Below are 21,982 nucleotides of genomic sequence, written 5' to 3' on the forward strand. Positions count from 1 at the left end.
ACGAATTTGTTTATTATTTTTTAGCTGGCTACTTTTTGATTCCATTCTCCAACAGTGTGGTTAAAGACTTGAACATTAAATCCTTTTTGATAAATTTGCTCGCCCAATACATCTGAATACGCACACAATCTACCACGGCAATAGACTACGATGTTTTGATCTTTAGGCAAATTTAACTGGTCAATGTTAAATGCACTGTAAGGAACGTTGTGAGCACCAGGTAAATGGCCGGTCATATATTCAGATCTTGGGCGTAAATCAATTACGTAGGGATTACTCGTCAACATTTCTTGTTTTAAATCCGCCACAGATAAATGCTGTAATCTAGAATTTTTAGTTTTTAAACTAGCTTCTAAATTACGCAATTCTGGTAATGATTCTTCACTAATATCAATTAATAAAGAAATCATTTGCGCTATTTTCTCAGATGCTAATTTATAAAAGATAAAATTCTTATCACGTGACTCTTTAACCAGACCTACTTTTTTCAAGAGCTGTAAATTTTTGGAAGCTGTTCCTGTAGTTAAACCAACACTTTTTGCCAAATCCTCAACGGATTTTTTACCTTGGGCTAAATTGTCTAATAACTTTAAGCGAGAAACGTTTCCTAAACTTTTACCGATTTTAACCAACTGTTCAAACGCTGAATCACGATAAGCCTCTACTAATTCGTTATTTCTTTTTGACATCATTCTTTTTATCCTTGTCCCAATTAATCACACAGCCATCAGGACCACAAATACCTGCATTTTGATCATCACTGCCAACAATGTTAAGCATCTTGTCTTTCTTATCTTCATTTTTCTTAACCATCTTTAAACCTCCGAAACAATAATTAATCACGGTTTTTATTTGACTGAAACTTAAATCATGCTTATAGCATTCAACTGCTTTATTATTTTTAACAAAAATAATTGTTGGTATTGAGTTAATTCCATACTTTTTTGATAACTCAGAATTTTCATTAGCTTTAATACGCTCAAGCTCAAAGTTACTTCCTGCATAAGGATCAAGCTGATCTAATACTTTGCCTTCAGTAAAGCAGTGAGAACAACTATCATTATAAAAATAAATAATTTTATTCATTTATATCTTCCTTTTAACTATTCTACTATTTCGTAGATCAATTTTAGTATATCACTTACTTTTTATAAGTCAAGTGCTTGATGTACAAAAAAATTTTACCCATAAAAAAATCCACGAACCATTGGCTCGTAGATCTTTAATAATAATTAGAATAAATCAATGTGACGTAGTTTTCGTTTTAAGGTTCCTTGCTTTTCTAAGAGTACGAATTTACGCGATAAAGTTTCAGGAGTAGTACCTAAATACAAGGCTAAATCTTTCATTTTTAGTGGCAAAGTAAATGAGTTCTTATTCACTTGTTTTGCATAAGCCTGCAAATAACTAAATAGACGATCTTCCACCTTAGGCAAACTAAGTAATTGAATTTGCCTATGCATAGCACGTACTTTAATGATATTTTGCTCTAAGAGTTGAATACTTAATTCTGGTTTCTTTTTCATTAGCGCTAAAAAGTCATTTCGATTAAGCAAACAAATCTCACTATTTTCTGTAGCTTCAACATAAGTATTGATATTTGCTTCACCAAATAACCAATTTTCACCAGCATAATCACCCGTCTTTAAAATCTGGGTAAGATTTTCGCGGCCATTTTCGTCTAAAGTATAAAGGCGAGCACCACCATGAGCAACAATTACTAAGTTATTACTTGATGTAGGATCCATTACTAATTCACTTTTTTGATAATTCTGATGATGAACTAGCTCTTCTATTTGCATTTGATCATTTGTCGGTAATGCATTAAATAATGGAACTAAGTATACACACAACTCTGCCATTCAAAAAACTTCCTTTACTTAAAAATCATCGTCATCATCATCTTCTTCAGTATATAATCCTTCACGCAATTCATGGCCTAAGAAGATTTGTGATTGACGAATTTGTCCCTTAATCCATGTTAGAAGTTCAATTAAATTGGCATTCAATTCTGGCCAAGCTTCTTTTTGAGCTAAGGCAATTGCCTTAGTAATAAATAAGATTTGTGTGTCAAAGTCTTTTACTAAAGCAAAAAGTTGGTCTTGGCCATCTTCGTACTTGCTTGATCCGTCTTCCTCAAGCATAGTATATTCTTTAAATTGATCAGTAATAGTAGGTATGCTTTCACCGTTATTAACTAAAATCTGATTTAGTTGGTTAAACTCATTCTGTTCATATCTGATCCACTCATCAGCATGCTGTTCTAAAAACAAACTAGCCGAACCCTTGGCGAAGAACTTAGCTTGACTAATTTTTAAAGTATGAATTAGTAAATTAGCAATAATGTGACCACCCATTGCACCAGCTGTAGGCTTATGATGATCAATGTCACTTTGCTTTAACTCTGCCTTATATGCTTCTTCAGCCTTCATTAGTTTAACTCCTTTGCCTTTACACCCTTAACTTCATAGCCCATTTTTTCGATTGCTGTTTTAACATCATCAACATTAGCCTTATCAGCATTCATCATGAACTTTAACTTACCGGCATTAAATAATACCTTAATTTGATCTGTACCATCGACATCTTCAACAGCTTTTTCAATCTTGGTTAAACAAGATGGGCAAGTCATGCCACCTAACTTCATCATTACTTTTTGCATAAAAATCTTCCTTTCTTATTCCTTACATGTTTAATGCTAAATCTTTTTCTTTATCAGAAAATTGATGGTTATCAACTTTTCGACGATTTCTAATTAAGCGCATACCATTTAAAATTACGACTAAGATGCTAAATTCATGAATAAACATACCGCTAGCCATTTCGACATAACCTGCAAATAACCCAATGAACAGTAACAAAACAGTTAACAATGCAATTACAATATTTTCATTCATATTTAAAACGGTCCGCTTAGAAATTGATAAAGCATAGGCAATTTTACGCAAGTCATTTTTGACTAAGACAATATCCGAAACATCAACTGCAACGTCTGTACCGCTACCGATTGCAATAGCCACATCGGCATTAGCCAATGCAGGACTATCATTAACCCCATCACCGATAAAGGCAACGTGATGACCATTTTCTTGTTCCTGCTTAACAAATTGTGCTTTATCCGCTGGAAGCATTTGCCCATGAACTTCATCAATTGGCAAATCAGCCGCAATTTGTTGAGCAGTTTCTTGATTATCACCTGAAAGCATAACCAACTTCTTGATACCTAGTTGCTTCAATTGCATTAACGCGGTTTCTGCTTCTGGACGAAGGCGATCTCTAATGCCAAAAATAGCCAATTTACTTTGATCACTATTAGCCAAGACTGCAACAGAGTTTCCTAAGTTACTTAGTTTATTAACTACTTGAGTTAATTCAGGATTAGCAAAAGTATTTTCTTCAATTAAAGCTAAATTACCTAAATAATACTTTTCTCGATCTAAGTCAGCTATCATACCCTTGCCCTTAACTGTCTTAGTCTCAATTTGATCAATCTTTTGCTCACTAAGCTTAGCCATTGCTTTAGCTAACGGGTGATTGCTTTGAGACTCAATGTTAGCAGCCAGGTTAACAACTTCGTCCTTATTACCACTCAGAACTTCAATTTTATTAACCTCTGGGTGACCAACTGTTAAAGTACCAGTTTTATCAAAGGCAATTTCATCGACTTTACGAGCTGCATCCATTACTTGAGAGCCCTTAAACATCACGCCATTTTTAGCTCCGTTACCAATACCGGCAACAGTTGAAACGGGAACTCCAATAACCAAAGCACCTGGACAACCTAGAACCATTACTGTAATTGCTAATTTGAAGTCTCTTGTAATTAAGCCTACAATAATCGCAATCACTAATACCGCAGGAGTGTAGTATTTAGAAAAACGATTGATCAACTTCTCAGTATGAGATTTAGAATCCTGAGCTTCCTCTACCATTTCGATAATCTTGCCAAAGGTAGTATCATCTCCGGCTGCTGTAGTCTCTACTGTCAAGGTGCCATCTTCTAGAATTGTACCGGCATAGACTTGATCACCTTGTTTTTTATCGGCTGGTTTCGACTCACCATTAACATTAGCTTCATTTAGATAACCTGAACCCGCAACAATTTTTCCATCAACTGGGACTTGATCTCCAGTTTTAATCAAAATCTTTTCACCAGGATCAATGAAATCTACGTCCTCTTCTTCTGTTGTTCCGTCATCTTGTAAGACTAACGCAGTTCGTGGTGCCATTTTAGTTAAATCAGATACAGCTTTACGCGTCTTTTTAAGAGTAAGTTCTTCTAGAACATCACCTAATGCAAAAAGCCAGGTCACAATTGCTGCTTCATTAAATTCGCCAATAATAATAGCGCCAATTACTGCCAATGACACCAAAACATCAATGGAAACTAATTTTACTTTCAATGATGAAATAGCTGTTAACAATATTGGAATTAAACCAATAACTCCTACTACTAGCATCAGAACTTGATAAGCAGCATTGATATGGAATAACCATTTAGCTGCTTCCGCAAGTAAAATCAGCACAGTATTAAGTGCCAAAATTATTTTTTGATGTTTAACAAAAAATTGTTGAATTTTTACCATTTATATTCTCCTTTGCTTTTCATGTTTTAGTTTAGGAGAAATGTTGTTAGCAGAAATTGACGACCATCAAGAAAAAGCACTTAATGTTAAAAATTAAGTGCTTTCTAATTAATTGAACTAGTTTTTATTAATCTTATCCTTCAAATCCAAGCTCTTTTCATAGATGAAGAAACCAATCACGCAAGTAATAACATCACTAATTGCCTGTGACCAAACAATTCCGTGATAGCCTAAAATCATTTTCATTAATTCCAATACTAAGAAATAAACTACTCCCTGACGAGCAATGGCCATGATGAAAGCACCCCAAGCATTGCCAATCGATTGAAAAATAGTTGTGTAAACTAGCACAGTTCCCACAACCGGTGTCGTAATTATCGTCGCTAGCAACATATAACTACCAGCATTAACAATATCTGGCTGATTCATGAATAATGCAATTACGGGCCGGGCAAAGATGATCAATAAGCCGCCAACTATAACGGCATAAGTAACTTGAACTAAGATATCAAAACGTAGAATTTCTTTTAAACGTCGCCAATTTTTAGAGCCATAATTATAACCTAGCAAAGGCTGAGCACCAAAAGTGAAGCCAACAATTACCAGGATCACGATACTATAGACCTTTTGCGTAATTCCCATCGCTGCCACTTTGTTCGCACCATAAACAGCTAATGAGGAATTTAATAAAGCCATGCCAAAGCTTTGAGCAAAATTAGTGATTGAACCTGGAATTCCGATCGCAATTACGTCCTTAATTGACTTACCATCAATTCTCATCTTTTTAGGGTCCAGAGTGATAAACTGAGCTTTTTTCAAAATAAAATAAACTAGTATAATATCAGTCACCACATAACCTAAAATATTAGCAATACCAACCCCAGTAGCACCAAGTTTTAACCCAAATAGAAAAATTGGATCTAAAATAATAGCTAAAATCGTTCCCGTCATCGTTGCAATCATCGCTTCGACGGCTAGTCCTTCAGTTCTGATCAAATTCTGTGGTATTAAACTAAAAATGATAAAGACTGCACCAATCGATAAGACCCGATAAAAATCCGCTGCATCCCCATAAGTAGCAGCTCTGGCACCCAACATAGTTAGAATAGGCTTTTCAAACAGGAGTAGAATTACAGTTAAAATCAAACCGGTCACAATTCCACCATACATACTAAAACTGCTTATTTTGCGTCCTAGCTCATAATTTTTCTCACCAAATAAACGAGAAATTACTGACGACCCACCAAGGCCAAAGATATCTGAAACTGCTAGTAAAAATGTAAACAGTGGTGCACCAATTGTAATTCCCGCCACTAAATTCGTATCGCCCGTTTTAGCAACAAACATGGTATCAGCAAGATTGTAAACCATCGTGGTGATCATTCCTAATACAACAGGAAGCGCTAACTTAAAGTAGACTTGTTTAACTGGCGCTTTTGCAAATAATTCCTCCATTTCTTTACCCCAATAAAAATGACCTAAAATCACTGAAGAATAGTCATCCTCACAATTTTAGGTTGCTTATGTTACTTAGTCATTTTATATTTACATGCTTATTTAACCAAATTAATCTTGTTTTAACCAAATTAATCTTGTTGATTCAAGAATAGTCCAAAGATATGTACAAGATACTTTCCTCATTAATAGCAATATTTTTATCTCATTCATAATGTGACCAGGCCGAGTAAATACTTACTATCTTATTAACATCATCAACAGTATAAACAACTCGATGTTTTATATTGATTCTTCGAGAATATTTTCCTAAAATTGGTGGTTCTAATTTTTCAAATCCTTGATTCTTTTTATAAGGATCTTTTTTGAGTTGATCTATAATATCTTGAAAATTATCTTTCAGATTACTTCGCTTAATCTTCTTTAAATCAGGCTTAGCTGAGTTTTTAATCCTGCCATGATATTTTAAAATCATAGCTCATCCCAGTTAATATCATCAATATCAGTAAAACCTGAATTGTCCTTTTCACGTTTTCTCACAACTTCTCCTACACCATTGGACTCAAGATAAAGAGTCTCCTGAATAGCGTCCCAGTCGGATTTACTTATTAACACAGCACTTTCTGCTTTATCTTTTGTAGATTCAATATTAACTGGAATATGGTTTTTATTAACTTGCTTGATAAGATTGAATAAATTACGTCTTGCTCCTGTGGGAGTATAAATTGTTGCATCCATGATATTTCACCTCATAAATTATTGTACTATGTACCATATAATGTACGCAAGGGAAATTACTCATCTGGGTCGAGAACTAATTACACAAAAATATTTCAAAAAAATTTATAAACAAACCAAAAAAAGAAAAAGTACGCAAAAAATTGAAGATGTAAAAAGCTCTAGAAAGCCTAATAAATAGGTAATCTATGACTTTGTTGACTTCTAAAACTGTCAAACTCAGAATTATTTTTTCAAATCTCTAGCTTTTTTACTTCTTCCACAAAAACTTAATCAATAATCGATCAACTTGGGCATTTCTGTGCAACCGGCTATGCTGTGCTTGTTTACCCTTAATTTCAACTTCACGATATGATTTAGCTCGACCATTAATCAAATATTTATATGATTTTGCTGATGAAACTGCTACCGAACCATCAGACCTACTACCATCTTGCAAATCACCATATATATTGAGCACTTTGATTTGTTTTGGATAATGTTTTCTTAAACCAAGCAAAGTTTTAAAACTAGGAATCTCATGGATTGGCTGGCGATTTTTCTTTAAAGCAGATGTGGCTTCTTCGCCTTCACCTAGCCAACCATTATAGTGACCCGCAATTGAAACTACTTTTTGCACTTGAGGCAAACTTTTATTAGCATAATTTTCATTTAGATAATGTGCGATAAGTAAATTTCCCATTGAGTGTCCTACTAAATTAACTTTGTGATAGCTATATTTATTCTGAACGGCCACTAACGCAGCTTTAACATCATCGGGATTTACTGAATAATTATTGGCGTAGTTAACTTCAATAATGGGATGCTTGATATTCTTTCTGAGTTTACCGATTAAAGTAACTTTATCATTCTTAAAAACGTTGGCTCTAATAATCTGATCAGCTGCTCCTGCTTTAACTGCGGCATTGGCCATATGCTCTTCCGCACGATAACTAGAACTGGCGCCATGGAAAAAGAAAGTTGGAATAACCTTGTTATTTAGTTTACGTTTTTTGACTTTATTTGTGCTAACCGAATCAGCTGTTGTATTAAAATTACTACTTTTTAAGTAAATTCCACATCCTATTATCGCTGCTAAAACGACGAAAAGTGGTATTAGGATCTTTCTTTTCATTTAAAATATTCAATTCCTTTATTCAGACGCTCCATCCCATCTTTAACCATGGTCATTGGACAAGCTAGATTAATACGTAAAAAGTCATGACCATTTCCCCGGTAAACGCTACCGGCTGATATGATTAAACCAGTTTCTTTTCTAATGAAATCAGCCAACTTTTGCGAATCATCAGTGACTTGCTCAACATCAAGCCACATCAAATACGTTGCATCCCCAGTTATTACTTTAACTTGCGGTAAATTATCCTTAATAAATCTCTCCGCATAAGCAAAATTTTCTTCTAATTGCTCAATCAGTGCATGAAGCCACTCATGTCCATGCTCATAAGCTGCGATTGTTGCCGGAATTGCCAACAAATTAGGTTCCGCGACTTCATCGCTGTTCAGTCCGCGATTCACCATGTTACGTAAGTTCTCACCAGGAACGATCGCTGTTGCGGCATGCAGTGCTGCAACATTAAAGGTCTTGCTTGGTGAAACAAGCGAAATCACATTTTCTTGGGCAGCACCATTCACCGAAAATGCAGATGTATATCCTTGATCATTTCTAACAATGTCACCATGAATTTCATCAGATAAAAGTACAACATGGTGTTTAGCACATAGCTCAGCCATTTTTTGCACTTCTGCTTTAGTCCACACCTTGCCAACTGGGTTATGAGGATTGCAAAAAATCATTAAAGTAGTGAGTGGCAAAGCCAATTTTTCTTCAAGGTCTTGCCAGTTAATCTGATAAGTTTGACCATCCAAAATTAAATCACTAGACAGAACATGACGACCATTATTTTCAATTGAATTAAAGAAGATATTATAAACTGGCTCTTGCACTAAGACATTATCTCCAATGTGTGATACTCGTCTAACAATCGAAGAAATTGCTGGCACTACACCAGTCGTAAAAATCATCCACTCATTTTCAGGACGAAAACCATGCTCTTTTTCATACCAATCAGCTACAGCATTGAAATAATCAGTTTGAGGCCATTCATAGCCAAATGCACCTAAGGCAATCTTCTTTTGCATCGCTTTAATTATTTCTGGCGCCGTCTTAAAGTCCATATCGGCAATCCACATTGGCAGCTCGCCGTCTTTAACATCCCATTTAACGGAATCCGTATGACGACGATCCGGAGCATTAACAAAATCATAATTAGTTGCTGTCATTTTTATCAATCCTTTGGTAATTGATTTAAATCTGAATGATTAGTTTTCTCATCGATCTTAGCACAATCAATCTCTGTTTTAGCTGGATCAACCTTTTCTTGATCAATAATTAATTCTCTGATTTCTGGAGCTGAAATTTTGCCAGAAATTGGATTTTTAACGCTATCAATCGTGCTATTTACCTCTACATCGAGATTTGAAACATATTCAAAAGCTAAGTCAGTATGAATTAAATCAGAATTCTTAATTTTTAACTGATCAATATAATTCAGTCCCTGATCACTTTCAACCGTGCAGTTGATTAATTTGATATTCTTAGTATTCCAAGCTAAATATTCGCCATCGATGGTTGAATCATAGATCGTCACGTTTTCACAATTCCAAAAAGCATCCTTAGAAACAAAAGTTGAATCATGAACTTCAATATTCTTTGCACCATCAAAGCAATAATTACCAATGATACTTACATGATCAAGATAGATATTTTCACTATCTTTGCCAAAATAATCACCGTTAATTTGCGAATTAGTAATTTTGATATCTTTACAAGTCCACATTGTCTCTTCGGCATCTGAGAAATGAACGTGATCAAGCGTAATTTTTTCAGCTCTTCTAAATAATTTAGGCGCCTGAAGTGCAGAGTTAGTAATTGTAATATTTTTGGTGTACCAAATACCACTTCGTGACATAGTCTCAAATGTTGTATTATCAATTGAAACACTATCATCATACCAAAGAGGATATTTCCATTTAAAAATTGAATTTTTCAATTCGATATTTTTTGCTTCTTTAAGCGGAGATTCACCTTGACCAAAAGTGACGCCATTTAAATTGGCATCTGTTAAGCCATAGAGGATTCGTTCTCCTTCAAAATATTTATTGGTAATTTTTCGATTCATTTATCCACTTTCTGTTTAAAAATAAAGACCAGAGCAAATTAACTCCAGTCCTTATTACTTACTTCCAGATCTCTTTTGCAATATTAAAGGCAGACCAAGCATTGGGCCAACCAACATAAAATGCAAGTTGCGTGATCATTTCACTAATTTCTTCCTTAGTGATGCCATTCTTCTTAGCTATCTTCATGTGATATGGTAATTGATCGAAAGCACCTTTAGTAATTAAGGCTGTCACAGTCAAAAAACTGCGATCTCTTAAACTTAATTGCTTTTCTCTTGACCAAACTTGTCCAAATAAAACATCGTCATTTAATTCCGCAAATTTAGGTGCAAAATCGCCCAGTTGATCTCTGCCTGCTGTTTGTTTAACCATAATTAACGCCTCTTATTTCAACTTATTGTATTCTTCATCACTTACAGGTTCTAACCAAGTATTCTTCGATTCACCAACCATAATTGCTAAATGGGCAAACCAAGAATCTTTCGTTGCGCCATGCCAATGTTTAGTATTAGGATTAACAATTATTACATTTCCAGGAAGCATCTTTTTAGCTGGCTTACCTTCTTCTTGGTACCAGCCTTCACCAGCTCTACGGCAATTAAAATTTGGGGAACAGTATGCATATGCCAATTGTTGCGACACCCTGGCTCGAAACTTACATTATGAACTGCGGTTTTAGCTTCTTTGCTTTCTGCTAATGGTTTAAGGTAACTTGTTCCTTTAAAAAACTTGGCAAAAGCATCATTGCTTTGACCAAAACCAAACACGCTATTTTTTACTTCTTCTTCATTTTTCATGATTTTCGCTCTTTCTAACTTCAATTTTTATTTTAAATAAGAAATAACGTAATGAAAAATACTCATTCCTTATTGTTAACTATACTTTGCAGCTATGATAAAACTTATTTTTCTTATTCCTTAACCAAACTTGAGAAGCGGACTTTAATCACTAACTTTGATATATGACTTAATTACCTTCCGATCAACCATTTCTTGATATGCCTCATTGATTTGATCCAAACTAAATGTCTTGGTGAAGACTTTTCCTGGATTAATTTTGCCATCTAACACAGCTTTAAGTAATCCATCTTTATCATAAGTAGTTACTGAAGCTGGACCACCCGCAACGGATAAATTCTTATAAAAAGTTGAGCTTGGATCTAACTTCGCACCATGGGGTAAGCCAACCCGATCGATTTTTGCACCAGGACGTGCAACTTGAATAGCTTCATCATTTGATAATGCACTCCCAACACATTCAAGTACTGCATCAGCTCCACCGCGGGTAATATCTATTAATTTTTGAATACCTGCTTCATCACGTGCCTCAACATTATCAGTTGCGCCGAATTCACGTGCTAATGCTTCACGATCTGGGTGACGACTAGTTGAAACGATTTGTTTAGCTCCACGCAATTTAGCAGCGATAATTGCGGAAAGACCAACGGTACCGTCACCTAACACAATTACCGAATCTCCTGGTTGAACATTAGCAACACGTGCTGCATGGTAGCCAGTTGCCATTACATCTGCTAAAGCTAAAAATGACTTAAGCATCCCTTCACTATAATCTATTGGTTTTCCCGGTATATTTACTAAAGACCATTGTGCATGTTGATAGCGAACATACTCAGCTTGATAACCTCCTGAAAAGTTATCACCAGAACTACGATTCATACAAACACCATCAAAGCCTGCTAAACATGCCCGACAATGGCCACAACCATGAGTAAATGGTGCAATAACAAAATCTCCCTTTTCAACAGTTGTAATTTCTTTACCGACCTCTTCAATAACACCAATAATTTCATGACCGCTGTTTTCATGCCCTTGTTCTTCTAAGCCACGATATGCCCATAAATCTGAACCACAAACACATGTCCGCAATACCTTAATGATTACATCATCATCTTTTTCAATTTTTGGCATTGGCTTGTTAACGATTTTTATTTCTCCTGCTTTAACAAATTCTGCGTATTTCATTTATAAAATCTCCTTACTTAATATCTTTACCTACTTGATAGGCCTTTTGAGCAAAGTCCGTCAATTTTTGTTCATTCCAAGAATCATCTGCATATATTTCTGTAATCATTTGCCAACGCAAATATTTACTCAACTTATGTATTTGTAGCTTTACAGCTTCCATATCCTCTTGCGTGCCATATCCAGCCATCATAAAAACCATCTTTTTATCTTTAAGTTCATGATTATAATCATAAAAGCGATCAATTACAGTTTTAAGTTGAGCATTAATTCCAAAATAGTAAAGCGAAGAAACTAGAACAATTAGATCCGCTTCTAATAAATTTGGAATAACTTGATTTTCTACCAAATCATTATCTGGAATTCCTACTTCCATTCCTGGGGCGTTTTCCAATTGCAAAAAGTGTGGTTCGCTGTCAGATTGAAGACCAGCATCATATCGATAAACACAATTACTATTTTCTTTTACTCCTCTTTCAAAATTATCTGCTAATTTATTTGAAGCACCATTAAAGTGTGGACTTCCAGTTAAAATTACTACTCTCGCCATAATTCACCTCAGTTCTTTTTATTCTTAACTCCAACTTTCATCAATTATTATATTGGCTTCACTCTTACTTGAAAATTGATAGTTTGTAATGCTAGGATAAATTAAATTTATACTGAGGTGCAAAAATGATTGAAAACTATTTATTAGAAGAATTAGTGACATTTGCTAAATATGGTACTATCGCAAGAACTGCTGAAACCTTGGGATTGACACAACCAGCTGTTACCCATTCAATGAAGAAATTAGAAGATGAATTAGATGTTAAGCTCTTTATTCGCAAGCCTAATAAGTTATATTTAAGTGAAACTGGCAAATACACTGCCCGTGAAGCCAAAAAACTGATTAATAGTAACTTAAGCTTTATCGAAAAAGTTAAACAGTTCGAAAAAGATCAAACTACTTTACTCGTTGGTGCTAATGCACCTGGTCCCTTAATTGTATTACGTTCTTTGAAAAATAATCATCTTCAGATTGAAAACAAATTAATTGAAAATAACTTTGAAAGTTTGCTTTCTGAACACCAAATGACCTGTCTTTTAGTTAATTTTCCAATTGAAGATCGTGACCTCACTTCAACATATTTAGGGACCGAATCAATGTCCGTTAACTTGCCAGCTAAAAGTGAGTTAGGCAAAAGCAAAGTACTCTCATTTAAAATGTTAAAAGGAAAAACTATTCTCAGTCCTTCACCAATTGGTTTTTGGACTAAAATCTATCATGATGAAATTCCTGATAGCAAAATTATTTTTCAAGATAAAACTAAAGAGTACAGCGAAATTCTTCATTATTCCGTTCTTCCGTTTTTTACTACCAATCTCACCATTCTTGATACACAACAACAAAAATATCAATTACCCAATAACTGCATAGTTAAGCCACTAAAAGATGAAGTTGCCCAGCAGAAATTTTATGCTTGTTACTTAAAGCAAAATAAAAGACGTGTAATGCCTTTAATTGAAAAATTGCAGGATCAATGGAGTAAATTTGATTAATTATCTGACAAAAAAACTAGCCACGTTACAGAAACATGACTAGTTTTTCTATACAATTTATTATTTATCAATGATTAAATTAAAATCTTGCCATACCTAAAGCATGTTGTGCAGCTAAGTTAAGCAAACTCCATTGACGATCAAATCCTGGTTGGAAGAAGAAGTCTTGTTCAGCCAAGTCTTCCAAACGCATCTTATAACTAATTGCCAAAGCTAAAACATTGCCTTGAGCAGTAATATCATACTTAGAAAGAACTGCACCACCTAAGATTTGATGAGTGTACGGATTGAAGGTCAAGCTGACATATACCTTAGGATTATCTGCTTCTGGAACATAAGCTGGACGCATGTTGTCTTCATAGAAGCTAGTTTGATAATCAATCTTGTTCTTAGTAGCTGAAAACTTATTTAATCCAGCCGTAGCAAAGTGATAGTCGAATACGCTAAGTGCTGAAGCACCGATAACACCCTTAAAGGCACGATCTGGTTTGTCTTCGAAGATATGATCAACCACATATTGAGCTTCTCTTCTGGTAGTAGTAGCTAATGCAATCGGCATTGGCTTACCTGCTGGAATAGAAAGTGGCAAAATTGCATCCCCAATTGCATAAACATCTTTGACATTAGTTCTCAAGTATGGATCAGTCTTAATCCAGCCTCTTTGATCCAAGTCAACTGTGCCCTTTAGCCAATCAGTATTAGGAGTTACACCTGCTGAAACAACAACTAAGTCAGCTGGCACGTCACCTTGATCAGTCTTTACGCTTTCAACTTTTCCATTACCGTTTAAGCCTTCAATCTTGACGCCCATCTTAAGATCCATATGCTTCTTAAAGGCTGGTTCCAAAACATCAAGCAATTCTGGGTTTAAGTAAGTTCCTAATGGACGATCAATCATGTCCATTAAAGTTACATGCTTGCCAGCTTTGGCAAATACTTCACTAGCTTCAGTACCAATATAACCAGCACCAACAATAGCAACATTTTTAATTGCTGGATCATTAACCGCACTCATCAACTTAGAAGCCCAGTCACGTCCACGCATCAAATAGATGTTCTTAAGATCATTACCAGGCACAGGCAAAACCTTTGGCGTTACACCTGAAGAAAGAATCAACTTATCATATTGAACTTCTTCTTCAGAATTATTAGTCAAATCCTTAACTGTGACTGTCTTCTTATCTGGATGAATTGCAGTTACTTCATGGTTAGCGTAAACATGGCCGCCCTTCTTTTCAATGTCTTCTGGGGCAAAGTTTCTGACGTCATCTTCAGCCGTAACTTTATTTTCTAAGTACAATTGCATCCCACAGGACATAAATGAAATAAAGTCGCCAGCTTCATAAACAGTTACATCTACATCACTATATTTATCTAATAACTCGATTGCTGATTCATGACCACCATGTGAAGCACCAACAATAATAATTTTACGTTTGTCCATAAAATCCTCCTAACACAATAGTTTCTTCATTATAATTTCAATGGTAACACTTATTACTTAATGCCTATCATATTTTGCTCAAAACTAATGGACAAAAATATAGATCTGTCTATAATTAGTAGCAACCACCAAAGTCATCATTATTGTAACCATGATGACGACCATGCATATGATGCATCATGCCAAATGGCATCCCCATATGACGGCAGCGACGCATCATTTCATCAAAATCATCATCCCCCATACGGTCGCGCATCATATCCATCCGTTCACGCATTCTTTCATACATCTCTTGGTCTTCCGGATCAGCTTCAACTTTTTCATCATATGCATTCCACAAACGATCAACATAAGAACCAAATTGCTTTAATTCTTCATCTAAAAAACCATCTAGTACATCTGAATTATTATTACTTATTTGTTTAAGGTCTCTACCCTTTTCAGTTAACGAAATTTCCATCACCCGACCATCCTCTAAACTCGGTTGACGAGTGATATAACCGGCCTTTTCTAGTTTCTTTAAGCTTTCATTTAATGATTGTTGTCTAATCCCTAAAAGATAAGATAAATCTTTAGCCGTCATCTTATCTTTAATCTTCAGCATGGCGAGAATTCTACCCTGGCCACGGCTAACATCTTGTAATGGACTTGCCTTTCGATGAGCAAACATGTGAGATATTCTCATTGAATGCATTAATCCCATTAACTTCTCGTGAAAACTAACTCTTAAATCATCGTTCATTTTTGGTTATCTCCTTTTAGATTTTATCTTTAACAGGTACTTGTTAAACTTTACAAACATAATAATACAGGCACCTGTTCATTTTGCCAACAGGTACCTGTAAATAATTTATATTTATTTTTAAATCGTCATTTCTGTCTTAAAGTTAACAGCTGGGAAGATCAATTGATAATTGTCGTTTAACTGCTTACGCGTAATATGTAGACCAATAAGCGGAATGTAGCCATTAATATCGTCAATTGCATTTTGACTACTTTCGGCAGCCCCAACTAATTGATCATTCTCATTGAATACCAAACTTAACTTTGCACTTTGATCATTTTTACCAGCATACTCCATATCTGAATTGAAGAGACGGTCTAAATCAACTACTCGATATTGATCGTCTTTTCTTGCTTCATCCACATTGACACCTACTTGGGCAATTTGTGGGAAAGTAAAAACAGAAGCACCAATAATTGGATAATGAATTGCATCATGCTTGTTATTCAGAATCTGATCAGCTAAGTACATTGCCTCAAAGTGAGCAGTTGGAACTAGTGCAGGTTCCTTCTTTTCAATTACATCCCCTGCAGCGTACACGCCTTTAGCATTTGTTTCTAGGTGATCATCTACAATAATACTGTGCTTTTTCGATAATTTAACGTCGGTGTTTTCCAGGTGTAGCTGATCAATATTAGCAATTCGACCACTGGCGTCAACCACGTAGTCAGCTTTAATCTTATTTCCAGTTGAAGTTGTTACTTCATATTGATTATCTAGTTCCTCAATCTTCTCTACTCCCTGCTTAAAGTAGAAATCGATGCCGCGCTTTTTCATCTCAGTAACGGTATTTAAAACATGTTTTTCACTGAAAGCCATCATTGGGCGAGATAAAAACTCTACTATACTTACATGACTACCAGCGGCTGCAAGCATAGTCGCTAATTCCATTGATATAATGCCTGCACCAATAAAGACAACCTCATTTGGCAAATTACCAAGATCTAAAACATCGTTACTATTATGAGTATATTCGCTACCAGGGAAATTCAATTTCCGTGGTTTTTGCCCAATCGCAATCACGATAATTGGAGCATGATATTTTTCTCCATTAATTAATAAGGTGTGATTGTCAATAAAGCTAGCATAGCCTGGTAAGGTTCCCACGCCTGCTTTAATAAAACTTTTTTCTTCATTATTAGGTACGTTTTCCCAAGCTTGCTTTTTAGTCTGCATCAGTTGAGCCCAATCAATGCGACTCGCTTGTCCAATTCCACGCCCCTTCATTAATTGACTGCCAAGCACATTTCTCACTGCGCCTTCAAAGAAAATCTTAGGCTCACAACCATAGTTAGGACAAGTTCCACCGAACTTATCTCCTTCAACAACTAAGATTTTCTTACCACTGTTCTTAGCAGCCTTACTAAAGTTAATTGCGGCTGGGCCACCACCAATAATGATTACATCATATTCTTTCATAATTATTTTTCCTCCTTGTTACTTACTATATGTAAGTTAGTTCCTTAAAAATTTATTTACAAGTTCTTTACTACCTAAATTCACTACACATTTCGATTTCTGTAGTCCACTTATTATTGACAAGTGTAAACGCAAGTAATATCTTTTTATGTGTTACTTTTAAAAAGTAAGAAAGGATTTAGATAATGAAAAATAAACGAATTGCTGCTTTAATTGCAATTGCGATTTTTACCTTTATGACTTCATTAGATTCATCAATCGTAAATATTGCAACGCCAATTATGGCAAAAGAAATGAACGTCTCTTCAAGTACCATTGAATGGGTTATCTCAATCTATTTAATGATAATTTCCGCACTGATTATGTTTTTCGGTCGACTAGGCGATATTGTTGGTAAAGTTAAGGTCTTCAAGATTGGGACAATCATCTTTACTGTGGGATCTTTAATCGCCGGATTCAAACTTGGTTTTAGTTTTCTATTATTTGGACGTGCTATTCAAGCTCTAGGAGCTGCAATGACAATGTCCAATAACTTCGGGATTACGACTGAAATGTTCCCTCCTCAAGAAAGAGGTCGAGCTTTATCAATTCTAGCTACTTTCTTTGCCTTAGGATCCATCGCTGGTCCATCTCTTGGTGGTCTGATTCTAAATACTGGAAACTGGTCTTACATCTTCTGGATCAATGTCCCTGTTGGAATTATTGCTATTGTCGCAGGTATTGTTTCTCTACCAAAAGATTCACCTAAAAATACTAATGAAAAACTTGATTGGTATGGAACTACTACCTTCGCCGCATTTATCGGATTTTTCTTCTATGCCTTAATGCAAGGACAAACTCAAGGTTATACTAACCCAATTATCTTAACTATCTTAACTATCTTGGCTATTGCAATAATTTTATTAATTGTCTTTATTGCAATTGAACATTATGTCAAATTACCAATGCTTAACTTCAGGATTTTTAAGAATGCTGACTTCACCATGGGAGTATTTTCAGCATTGCTGGCCTTTATCGTAGGTTATTTCTTTAGTATCTTAATGCCATATTATCTAGTTAACGCACGTAGCTACAGCGCTGGCTTTGCTGGTCTACTGCTTGCTATTATTCCTCTAACTATCGCGTTCTTCGGCCCAGTAGGTGGAACTTTGGCTGATAAATTCGGTGGTGAAAAGATTTCAATTATTGGTCTAGCTTCTTTAACAATTGCACAAGTTCTAATTTTGACCTTTAATTTAAATTCATCACTTTGGCTCTTTATAGTCACTTCCTTATTTTATGGCGTCGGAATGGGGCTCTTCCAGTCACCAAACAATTCCGTTATTATGTCATCGGTTGATAAGCAGTTCTTAGGTATTGCTGGTAGCGTTAATTCCTTAGCTCGTAATTTCGGAATGGAACTTGGGGTAAGTTTATCAACCATTATTCTTTATAGCTCAATGAGCTTTAAAGCCGGTAAAAATATTACCACTTACCCAGTAGGACAAAATCAATTGTTTATGTCCGGTTTACACATCGCCTTTATCTTTGCATTGATATTCGCCGCAACAGCAGAAATAATTACTGTTACGCGTTTTGTAAAGAGTCGTAAAAATAGATAATTTATCGAAGCAGGTTTATTGCCTGCTTTTTTTGTGCTTAATTTAAGTTCATTTCACTACACATCTACAATTCTGTACATAATTATACACTTTGAAAAGATCTGCTCTTAATTTACTTACTATTATTTAGTAATATTTTCTTAAAAATTAGATACAAATTGTACAAAAATTAACGAGGTGTTTTGATGAACAAAGTTGATCAATTAGTCAAACAAGTAAAAGAAGCCGATGCGATTGTTGTTGGCGGCGGTAGCGGGATGTCCAATGCTGCCGGGATGGATTTCTGGTATTCAGCTAGTCCCCTTTTTATGAAATACATGAAGTATTACTATGATAAGTATCATTTTGAAGGTATTTTCAAGGGCTATTATACTCAATTTGATTCTCTAGAAGAAAAATGGGCATTTCAATTATATGCTTACAACTTAATCTTTAATGAACCACCACAAAAACCAACCTATGATTATCTAAAAAAAGTAATCGGTAATAAACCGGTTCATTACATTACAACCAATCAAGATGGCTTATTTAAAAAATATTTTGGTGAAGATGCAGTTAGTGAAATTCAAGGTTCTTGGTTCTTCTTCCAGAGCTCCAATACCAAGACTGATAAGAAATTATATCCAGCTTCTAGAAATGGGTGTTGGCCGAATGACACCAATGTTTATTCAAGAACCATTCTGGGAAATGACACAATATATGAGGGATGCTTTTTACATTAATATTAACCCTAAAGATGCCATCACTAATCCGGTCATTAGAGAAAAATCACTTTTAATTGGAGATGACATTAATGAAGTTCTTAAAGAAGCTAGTGAAAAAATTAAGGAAGGAAGATAATCAAACTATGACTGAATCAACTGCACAACTTGCTCACAATTGGATTAAAGATGCGGATGCGATTTTAGTAACCGCAAGTAATGGCTTATCAATCTCCGAGGGATTGAACTTATTTACTAATGACAAAAAATTAAAAGAGGTACTAGGCGTTTTAGTTGATAAATACCCTATTCAAAACTTACTGAGCGCATTTTCTTTTCCTTATAAAAACAAATTGGATCACTGGCGTGCAATTGCTAGAATTGTCGAGTATTATGGCAACAACTATGAAACGTCAAACTACATGTCAGATATCAAAGATTTAATCGACAACAAACCATACTTTATTTGGACTTCAAATGTTGACCATCACTTCTCTTTAGCTGGTTTTAAAAATGTTTTTGAAATCGAAGGTAATTGGTTCGAAGGAGTCTGCTCTGAACATCCAGAAAAACATGATATTTTTCAACTAGGTAATAAGCTGCATGAAATTTATCAAAAAGACCAAACTGGCGCTTTAACAGAAGCAGATATCCCTACTTGCGATAAATGCGGCAGTGAACTCGACTTAAATATGGCTGGTGATAACTTCCAAGTAAATCAAAAACAAGTAACTAAATTGCAAAACTTTCTTGAAACTAATGAAAACAAGAAATTAGTAGTTCTAGAATTAGGCATTGGTCCTAGAAACCAAATGATTAAGATGCCGACCATGCAACTGGTTGCTGCAGATCCCAATGCCCACTACATTACCATCAATCAGGGTCAATTAATGATTCCAAATGAAATTGCAGACCGCTCAATTGGTTTTGATTCTTCCTTGGCTTCTACCTTTAAAGAAATTTTATCGGGAAAAAGTTTTGGCGCAAAAACACAGGCACCTAAAAAGAAAGAAGCACCCAAGCAATTAAGCCCTGAAGAAGCCCAAGAACAGGAAAAAGCTTTACAGAAATTTTATCCAAATTATATGGTTGATCAAGGTTTCCGGATGGGCACCTTTCCAATGTATATGACGATTGATCAAGATCACCCTTCCTACTTACATACTACTCAATATGGACAAGGATTAATGTATGATATGGGAGATGCAGCGATTGTTCATTGCTTTACTCAAGAAGGACAATACTACAAAGTTCGTTTAGGTCTTGATAAATCTAAGGATGAAGTCCATTCATTTTACGTAGATCCTGGTATTTTTATTGCTATCGAAGATGCTGACGACACTGGAGCTGGATTTTCTTTAATCAATACCGAGATTCCAACCAATGGCAACGGTGCAGTTTTAGTACCAAAATATGATACCCTTTTACGTCTTTTCCCGGAACAACGTGAAATTATTGAACGACTAACAGTTAAGCAATAGTTTTGTTAAAATAGAGTAATCAATATTTAGGTGGTGATTTTTACGAAAAGAAAAACTGATCGACGCACGTTATATACTTTACGTGTAATTAAAGATACTTTTTTAAAACTAATTAATCAAAAAAACTATTCTAAAATAACTGTCTCAGAACTCTGTCGCGAAGCTGAGATCACCCGATCTACCTTTTATCTTCACTACAATACGATTACTGACGTCTTAAACGATGTCTTAGATGATGCTTTGCAATTATCAAAAAATACTGATTCAATTTCAGCAAGTAAGATCAACTTTTCTTTTGATTACTTAAAACAAAATGAATCAATGATCCCCGCTTGTCAAAGAATCGGTGATTCAGATAAGTATCAAAAATTATTAATGGATCCCGATCTCAGTGAATACATCATTGGCAGAATTATGGCGCATGAACGCGATCATGTCATTCCGTCGATTATGAAAGAAACTGGACTTTCCAAAGAAGATGCAGAAACTATCTTCCTTTATATTATTCATGGTTCATTTGCTGTTAATCGGGCTCATTATTTTATCAAAGATCAAAAATGGTCACATGATGTTGAATTGCTAAATAGGTTTACTGAAGCTGGCTATCATGAATTAAAAAAATAAAAGTTTGGAGTTAACGCTCCAAACTTTTTTCTATATCTTCTGTTCAACATCATGAATCTTAACCACTAGTACCGCACGGATCCAATCAAATTGGGCTTTCATTTGATCAAAATATGCGCCTTCATTAACAAATTGACCACTACCATGAATGTGATAACCGCGTCCCATTCCGGCAGTTCCCTGGTAATTATAAGAGCCAATCGCAATTGTCAGCTCATGCTTAGGATCTTTTTCAAAATCTTGTTCAATTGAATGCATCCCCGCAGCAGGAATCAAAATCTTCTCATCAGCCACCACGTTAATATATTGTGACCAAGTATTAACTACACTGGCTGGATTACCATTAATTGATACAATTGTTGCTGGTCCTTTGTCTTGTAAAACGTCTAAAAAATCTTCGTTCATTATTTTTGTCATGATTTTTACCTCCTGATCCTTTCTCCTT

At 35.2% G+C, this 21,982-nt stretch carries 24 protein-coding genes and 1 pseudogene; 5 read left to right on the forward strand and 20 right to left on the reverse strand.

What is annotated here, in order from left to right; genetic code table 11:
- Positions 1-20: 20 nt before the first annotated feature.
- The 16 genes and pseudogenes from ICI50_RS05425 to ICI50_RS05500 all read right to left on the reverse strand — a co-directional run bounded on the left by ICI50_RS05425 (position 21) and on the right by ICI50_RS05500 (position 12,491).
- Positions 21-692 (reverse strand): ArsR/SmtB family transcription factor, encoded by a 672-nt coding sequence (locus ICI50_RS05425; protein WP_244964956.1) that lies wholly within the window; start codon positions 690-692, stop codon positions 21-23.
- Positions 673-1,086 (reverse strand): thioredoxin family protein, encoded by a 414-nt coding sequence (locus ICI50_RS05430; protein ID WP_188891289.1) that lies wholly within the window; start codon positions 1,084-1,086, stop codon positions 673-675. Before ICI50_RS05430 ends, ICI50_RS05425 begins: the two co-directional genes overlap by 20 nt.
- 146 nt (positions 1,087-1,232) lie before the next feature.
- Entirely contained in the window at positions 1,233-1,862 is a 630-nt protein-coding gene (locus ICI50_RS05435; RefSeq protein ID WP_054640431.1) for a Crp/Fnr family transcriptional regulator, read from the reverse strand.
- 18 nt (positions 1,863-1,880) lie between these two features.
- Positions 1,881-2,432 (reverse strand): DNA-binding protein, encoded by a 552-nt coding sequence (locus ICI50_RS05440; RefSeq protein ID WP_013854115.1) that lies wholly within the window; start codon positions 2,430-2,432, stop codon positions 1,881-1,883.
- Entirely contained in the window at positions 2,432-2,662 is a 231-nt protein-coding gene (locus ICI50_RS05445) for a heavy-metal-associated domain-containing protein (protein ID WP_013854116.1), read from the reverse strand. Before ICI50_RS05445 ends, ICI50_RS05440 begins: the two co-directional genes overlap by 1 nt.
- Positions 2,663-2,684: 22 nt before the next feature.
- On the reverse strand, positions 2,685-4,586 hold the full coding sequence (locus ICI50_RS05450) for a heavy metal translocating P-type ATPase (RefSeq protein ID WP_188891291.1): 1,902 nt from the start codon (positions 4,584-4,586) through the stop codon (positions 2,685-2,687).
- 117 nt (positions 4,587-4,703) lie between these two features.
- The gene (locus ICI50_RS05455) at positions 4,704-6,041 is read right to left on the reverse strand and encodes an MATE family efflux transporter (RefSeq protein WP_025084196.1); all 1,338 of its coding nucleotides are present in this window, start codon (positions 6,039-6,041) and stop codon (positions 4,704-4,706) included.
- Between the two features lie 205 nt (positions 6,042-6,246).
- Positions 6,247-6,516: a Txe/YoeB family addiction module toxin gene (locus ICI50_RS05460; RefSeq protein WP_013854119.1), complete on the reverse strand. Its 270-nt coding sequence runs from the start codon at positions 6,514-6,516 to the stop codon at positions 6,247-6,249.
- On the reverse strand, positions 6,513-6,779 hold the full coding sequence (locus ICI50_RS05465) for a type II toxin-antitoxin system Phd/YefM family antitoxin (RefSeq protein WP_188891292.1): 267 nt from the start codon (positions 6,777-6,779) through the stop codon (positions 6,513-6,515). Before ICI50_RS05465 ends, ICI50_RS05460 begins: the two co-directional genes overlap by 4 nt.
- A 250-nt stretch (positions 6,780-7,029) precedes the next feature.
- Positions 7,030-7,893: an alpha/beta hydrolase gene (locus tag ICI50_RS05470; RefSeq protein WP_056941350.1), complete on the reverse strand. Its 864-nt coding sequence runs from the start codon at positions 7,891-7,893 to the stop codon at positions 7,030-7,032.
- On the reverse strand, positions 7,890-9,059 hold the full coding sequence (locus tag ICI50_RS05475; RefSeq protein ID WP_056941351.1) for a MalY/PatB family protein: 1,170 nt from the start codon (positions 9,057-9,059) through the stop codon (positions 7,890-7,892). The genes ICI50_RS05470 and ICI50_RS05475 overlap by 4 nt, the downstream gene beginning before the upstream one ends.
- 5 nt (positions 9,060-9,064) lie before the next feature.
- Entirely contained in the window at positions 9,065-9,958 is an 894-nt protein-coding gene (locus ICI50_RS05480) for a DUF3737 family protein (RefSeq protein WP_013854124.1), read from the reverse strand.
- 58 nt (positions 9,959-10,016) lie between these two features.
- The gene (locus ICI50_RS05485; protein ID WP_025084192.1) at positions 10,017-10,334 is read right to left on the reverse strand and encodes a carboxymuconolactone decarboxylase family protein; all 318 of its coding nucleotides are present in this window, start codon (positions 10,332-10,334) and stop codon (positions 10,017-10,019) included.
- 9 nt (positions 10,335-10,343) lie between these two features.
- Positions 10,344-10,759, reverse strand: a pseudogene (locus tag ICI50_RS05490) (cupin domain-containing protein).
- Positions 10,760-10,900: 141 nt separating this feature from the next.
- Positions 10,901-11,941 carry an alcohol dehydrogenase catalytic domain-containing protein gene (locus ICI50_RS05495; protein ID WP_054640429.1) on the reverse strand — a complete coding sequence of 347 codons (1,041 nt, stop codon included), beginning with the start codon at positions 11,939-11,941 and terminating at the stop codon, positions 10,901-10,903.
- A 13-nt stretch (positions 11,942-11,954) separates the two neighbouring features.
- Entirely contained in the window at positions 11,955-12,491 is a 537-nt protein-coding gene (locus tag ICI50_RS05500; RefSeq protein ID WP_013854128.1) for a flavodoxin family protein, read from the reverse strand.
- Between the two features lie 125 nt (positions 12,492-12,616).
- Here ICI50_RS05500 and ICI50_RS05505 point away from each other — a divergent pair, with 125 nt between their 5' ends.
- Positions 12,617-13,483 carry a LysR family transcriptional regulator gene (locus ICI50_RS05505; RefSeq protein ID WP_013854129.1) on the forward strand — a complete coding sequence of 289 codons (867 nt, stop codon included), beginning with the start codon at positions 12,617-12,619 and terminating at the stop codon, positions 13,481-13,483.
- 79 nt (positions 13,484-13,562) lie between these two features.
- On the opposite strand, the gene ICI50_RS05510 is transcribed toward ICI50_RS05505, so the two are convergent.
- From ICI50_RS05510 to ICI50_RS05520, 3 genes are all read right to left on the reverse strand, one after another.
- Positions 13,563-14,927 (reverse strand): FAD-dependent oxidoreductase, encoded by a 1,365-nt coding sequence (locus ICI50_RS05510; protein WP_056941352.1) that lies wholly within the window; start codon positions 14,925-14,927, stop codon positions 13,563-13,565.
- Positions 14,928-15,042: 115 nt separating this feature from the next.
- Positions 15,043-15,669, reverse strand: a complete 627-nt coding sequence (locus tag ICI50_RS05515) for a MarR family winged helix-turn-helix transcriptional regulator (RefSeq protein ID WP_013854131.1) — start codon at positions 15,667-15,669, stop codon at positions 15,043-15,045.
- A gap of 120 nt (positions 15,670-15,789) precedes the next feature.
- Positions 15,790-17,130, reverse strand: coding sequence for a dihydrolipoyl dehydrogenase family protein (locus ICI50_RS05520; protein ID WP_013854132.1), 1,341 nt, complete (start codon positions 17,128-17,130; stop codon positions 15,790-15,792).
- A 185-nt stretch (positions 17,131-17,315) separates the two neighbouring features.
- Here ICI50_RS05520 and ICI50_RS05525 point away from each other — a divergent pair, with 185 nt between their 5' ends.
- From ICI50_RS05525 to ICI50_RS05540, 4 genes are all read left to right on the forward strand, one after another.
- On the forward strand, positions 17,316-18,731 hold the full coding sequence (locus ICI50_RS05525) for an MFS transporter (RefSeq protein ID WP_054640426.1): 1,416 nt from the start codon (positions 17,316-17,318) through the stop codon (positions 18,729-18,731).
- A 185-nt stretch (positions 18,732-18,916) separates the two neighbouring features.
- Entirely contained in the window at positions 18,917-19,453 is a 537-nt protein-coding gene (locus tag ICI50_RS05530) for an SIR2 family NAD-dependent protein deacylase (RefSeq protein ID WP_013854134.1), read from the forward strand.
- A gap of 71 nt (positions 19,454-19,524) precedes the next feature.
- A complete protein-coding gene (locus ICI50_RS05535) occupies positions 19,525-20,913 on the forward strand; it encodes a Sir2 silent information regulator family NAD-dependent deacetylase (protein WP_188891294.1) in 1,389 nt (462 codons plus the stop codon).
- Positions 20,914-20,943: 30 nt separating this feature from the next.
- On the forward strand, positions 20,944-21,537 hold the full coding sequence (locus tag ICI50_RS05540) for a TetR/AcrR family transcriptional regulator (protein ID WP_188891296.1): 594 nt from the start codon (positions 20,944-20,946) through the stop codon (positions 21,535-21,537).
- A 30-nt stretch (positions 21,538-21,567) separates the two neighbouring features.
- Here ICI50_RS05540 and ICI50_RS05545 read toward each other — a convergent pair whose 3' ends face one another.
- Complete coding sequence (locus ICI50_RS05545) at positions 21,568-21,954, reverse strand: hypothetical protein (RefSeq protein ID WP_013854137.1); 387 nt, start codon at positions 21,952-21,954, stop codon at positions 21,568-21,570.
- Positions 21,955-21,982 lie beyond the last annotated feature (28 nt).

Origin of the sequence: Lactobacillus kefiranofaciens (assembly GCF_014656585.1) — a bacterium.
In the GTDB taxonomy this organism is placed as follows: domain Bacteria; phylum Bacillota; class Bacilli; order Lactobacillales; family Lactobacillaceae; genus Lactobacillus; species Lactobacillus kefiranofaciens.